The sequence below is a fragment of the Aminobacter sp. P4_D5 genome, assembly GCF_056401815.1.
Map to the genome: position 1 here is coordinate 1 of NZ_JBFUIP010000282.1, position 4,488 is coordinate 4,488.

A 4,488-nucleotide genomic window follows, 5' to 3' on the forward strand; every position below is an offset into this window, starting at 1 on the left:
GTGGGCGCCGATGGCTTATGGCAGCATCGCGGTGGGCGCCGATGGCTTATGGCAGCATCGCGCTGTTTAGGACACTTCCTGAAACGATTGTAAGTTGGGCGAGGCTGAGCGAAATCTCCGATCTCGGCGACGGGTACGCATCCTTCGACATCACCATTGCCGAACCGGACGGCAACATCGTTGCGGAGATCGAACGTTTCGTGATGAAGCGGCTCGATGACGATCTTGCACTGGCAGCGTCGCGCAGCGTCGATCGGGCTCATAAGCCTTCAGGCGATGAAAAGGAGCAACTGTCGCCGGCCGCTTTGCAACTCGCCGCTCAGGTGAGGCAGGGCATCCTGCCATCCGAGGGCTTCGAGGCGATGATTCGCGCGCTCAGCACCGGTCAGCCACAGCCGATAGTCAGTTCGATGGATCTTGGAGCGTTACGCAAACGGGCAACGCAACCGCGCATCGAAATCCAAGGGTCGGGTGAGGTCTTCGAGCGTCCCGATCTCGACAGCGACTATGTCGCGCCCCGTGACGAGATCGAACGCACCCTTGCAGGGTTCTGGACCGAATTGCTCGGTGTCGAAAAGATCGGCGTGCACGACAGTTTCTTCGACATCGGCGGCCATTCGCTGATCGCGGTACGTCTGTTTCGCATGATCAGGAAGCAGTTCGCACTCGACCTGCCTATCTCCGTGCTGTTCGAAGCCCCGACCATCGCCGAGTGCGCAGCGCTTATCAGCGAGCAGGCGGCGCCGCTGTCAGCCAAGACGCAAGGCGATGGTGCTCCAGATGACAAGAAAATCGAAAAGAAGACCCACCTTGTCGCCATGACTTCGGGGCGCTCGGTTGGCGCAACGCCATTCTTCCTTTGTGCAGGCATGTTCGGCAATGTGCTCAATCTACGACAGCTGGCCATGCAACTTGGCACTGATCGCCCAGTCTATGGGCTCCAGGCGCGCGGCCTCTATGGTGATCAGGAACCACACGACAGTTTCGTTGCGATGGCGCGCGACAATCTCAAGGAGGTTCGCGCCGTCCAGCCGCACGGACCCTATCTGTTGGGAGGATTCTCCGGCGGCGGTCTTGTTGCATACGAGATGGCGCAGCAGCTGCGCGACGAAGGTGAGGAAGTCGCACAACTGATCCTGCTGGATACGCCCTTGCCGACGCAACCCCCGCTATCGCTACGCGACAGGCTCTCCATGAAGGTTCAGGACCTGCGCCGGGAGCGCCTGAACTTCGTTGCCAACTGGATCGAAAGCCGCAGGCGTTGGAAACAGAAAGTCGAAGGCCGTGCCGATGCCGAGCAGGCAGAACAGGCCTCCGAGCAGTTCCACAATCTGGCGATCGAAACCGCTTTCCGCACCGCGCTGCCGCTTTATGAACTCAAGCCCTATGCGGGAAAGGTGCTGCTGCTTCGACCGAAGCTCAACGTCATCTATCATCTGAGTGGCGGACGTATGCTCCAAGATGGCCGGAACATTGCCATGGCCGACAATGGCTGGACGCCCTATGTCGCCGATCTGACTGTACAGGAGGTACCGGGCGACCATGACGGCATGGTGCTGGAGCCGTTCGTGCGCATCCTTGCCGACCGGATCAAGAAGCGTCTGAAAGAACCGCTACCTGGTGCGGTCTACGGCATGGCGGCCGAGTAGCCAAGGCCAGAGCAAGATCGCGAGAAGTGGAAACAGGTTCTAATCGGCCGCTGCCGTCTGCTGAACGAGCGGCACACCGAAAAGCTCGCCAATCAGGCCGGTTTCCGCCGCCAGCGTATAGTCGGCCGCGACAACGTCGAAACGCGCCTCATTGAGGTTGATCTCCGAATTGGCAAGGTCGGCGATCGCCCTGATCTCATCGAAGGTCGAGCGTTCGCCCACCTTCCGCTCCGCGCGCACACCTTCGAGACTCGAAGCGGCGTTACGCCTTTCTGCCTGAGCCAGGCTGAACATGCGCCCCGCGAGAGCGCGGCGATCGAACGCTGTACGAATCGCTGCGGTCACGCCAATTCGTGCCGCATCGGCTTCAAACACCGCCGCTCGGTTCTCGTCATTACGTTGCCTGATGGTCGCACTGACCCGCCCACCTGTATAGATCGGCATGGAGAACCGTACCTCGCCACGCCCCACGACATTGAGATCGACACCGGGAAGCGCAACCTGACCGCCGCCTATGCTCAGTCCAGCCGACACCGTCGGCAGCAAATCACCTTTCGCCCCACTGACACGGGCCTTGGCAGCATCCGCGCGCGCATCACGCTCCCTGACGCGGGGATTGTTGTTGACCGCCAGTTCGATGAGATCCTGTTCTTCGCTAGGTAGGCAAAGCTTCGCAACATCGGGCAGTTTGGTCTCCGGCGAAACGCCGAGGCGCAAGGCGGTACGACTTGCCTGGGCTATCAGCAGTCTGGCGCGCTCACGCTCGACAGAAAGGCGTGACAACTGCCGTTCGACATCGTCCACGTCCACGCGACTCGCGGCTCCGGCCTTCATTTCAATCTCTACGCCGCGCTTAAGCTTGGCGAGAAGGGCTGCTTGTCTGCCCAGAATCTCGATGGCGCCATTCTGGCGATGCACCTCGATCAGGGAGAGCGCAAGCTCGTAGGCTGCGGAGATTCGCCGATCATTGGCGACTTCGCCGCTCGCGCGATATTCAGCCTTCGCCGCTGCCACGGCGGCCTGCCCCCGGCCGCCTTGAAACAGAGGGAAATCGCCTCTGAGCGCATAGGAATAGGCATTGCCGGTGGTGCGGGCGTCGAAATCGTCGCCGTAGCCGGCCGCAAGACCGGCGCTCGCCTCTACGCCCACATTTGGCAACATCGTTGACCGCGCCCTCGCTATATCCTCGCCCGCCGCATCGCGCCTCGCATCGGCCGCAAGTATCTCCGGATTGGTGTTGATTGAAGCGAGGTCACCAACGCTACCCGTCACGACCTTGTCGGTCTGGACGATGGGAGCCTGCCGCACAGCGCCATTCGCGCATCCCATCACCGCAAGGCAGGCGCTCAGTACCGCCACTGTCGTTCCGTAGTAGGACATTAGCGGCGCCAACCCGTTACCTTCGACCAGTTCTTCGCGGCGGATGAAGGCCAGACCGCGAACTATAACCAGTTGGTAAACAAACACGGTTAAGGCATGGTAAACGTTCACGTTGCTACCTTGCCCGGCAACGTCATAGCGCGAACTTATGTGAGTGGCGGTCACGCTTGCCCGAAGCACCTTCGCCCGCAGGGCATATGACGCTCAGCAGTAGCGCCGTATCAGGCGGCTGAGGAAAGGCCGCTCAGGGGCCGTTTTCAGACTGTCAGCTGTTGGAACGCAGTAGGCCAAAGCGGCCATTCGGCAACCGACCCATCTCGGTCATTTCGATCATCTCGGAGATCGTCCAAAAGCTGACTCACCACAGTAGTGGGCTGTCGGTCGGCACGCGACAGCCCACTAGTCGACTAGTTCGCGTGAGCCGCTATCAGAAGCATCATTGGACGTTCAAGTTCTTCGGCCAGCCCTGGGTTGTCCCATATCTGGGTTGGCGTGGGCACAAATTCCTCGACTCGGTCGAGCTGGAACCCCTTCCCAATGAGGGCATTCARCGTGGTTCCGAGAGTCCTGTGGTATTTCAGGACGCCATCGGCAAACCAATTAGTGCGACGTTCCCCTTCAATCGAATACCCACTGACCGGCCATATCTTGCGGTCTGAGCCGTTGTCGATCCATTGAGGCTGTGACGTGGCCATGAAGATCGGGTGTTCAATTGTAAACACCAATACCCCGCCCGGTACCAGGGCCCGATGCATCATTGCGACGAGGCGATCGAAATCCTTGACGTAGTGAAAGGTCAGGGCGCTGTAGACCAGCTCGAAGCTTTGGGCAGGAAGTTCGAGCGTATCGAGGTCGGCAATTCGATAGTTGATTGCATCGTCATTTRTATCCGCTCGAGCGCGGTGGATCATGTTCTCTGATAGGTCATACCCCGTTACCGAGATGGCCCCATTCTGGCGCATCCAACGGGATGCCCAGCCGAAGCCGCAGCCAAGATCGGCAACGCGGCGTTCTTGCAGTGACGGCAGCAKGGCCTTGATGGCGTTCCATTCCGGAGCGCCCTCCAACCCGTGGAGCTGTCTCGGAAGTTGGCTGTAACCAGCAAAGAATTGGGGATTGTCGTAGATATTTTGTGCCATGTTCAATTCCTTTGAAAAATTGGACGAGGCACAAGCCAAGCCGAAAACCTCGTCCGGGAGGGCGAGGCCGGTTTTGGCATGTCGCTTGATTAGGTCGCGCGCGCTATGCCCCGGCATCTCGCAAACAAGATGCCGGCAAAGCGGGAGACAATGTGGATATCCTTTTCGACCATCTAGTAAGGTTTAGAGGAAGCGACGGCCAAGTCAAGCATCAGCCGGTGAGGCAGGCCGTGGCGGCTTAGCAAACTTCCGACGATGCTCAAGATGATGGCATATCCCCAGACGTCTGCTTTGCTTTCGCATCTTATAAAAGGAGACAG

Annotated in this window: 3 protein-coding genes; 1 reads left to right on the forward strand and 2 read right to left on the reverse strand. The window is 59.4% G+C overall.

Annotated elements, in window-relative coordinates:
- Positions 1-1,649, forward strand: a 1,649-nt coding sequence (locus tag AC1DWF_RS30470) for a thioesterase domain-containing protein (protein ID WP_476842449.1), incomplete at its 5' end; no start/stop codon positions are given.
- Between the two features lie 39 nt (positions 1,650-1,688).
- On the opposite strand, the gene AC1DWF_RS30475 is transcribed toward AC1DWF_RS30470, so the two are convergent.
- The gene (locus tag AC1DWF_RS30475) at positions 1,689-3,194 is read right to left on the reverse strand and encodes a TolC family protein (protein WP_476804494.1); all 1,506 of its coding nucleotides are present in this window, start codon (positions 3,192-3,194) and stop codon (positions 1,689-1,691) included.
- Between the two features lie 242 nt (positions 3,195-3,436).
- Positions 3,437-4,168 carry a class I SAM-dependent methyltransferase gene (locus tag AC1DWF_RS30480; RefSeq protein ID WP_476785701.1) on the reverse strand — a complete coding sequence of 244 codons (732 nt, stop codon included), beginning with the start codon at positions 4,166-4,168 and terminating at the stop codon, positions 3,437-3,439.
- Between the last annotated feature and the right edge of the window lie 320 nt (positions 4,169-4,488).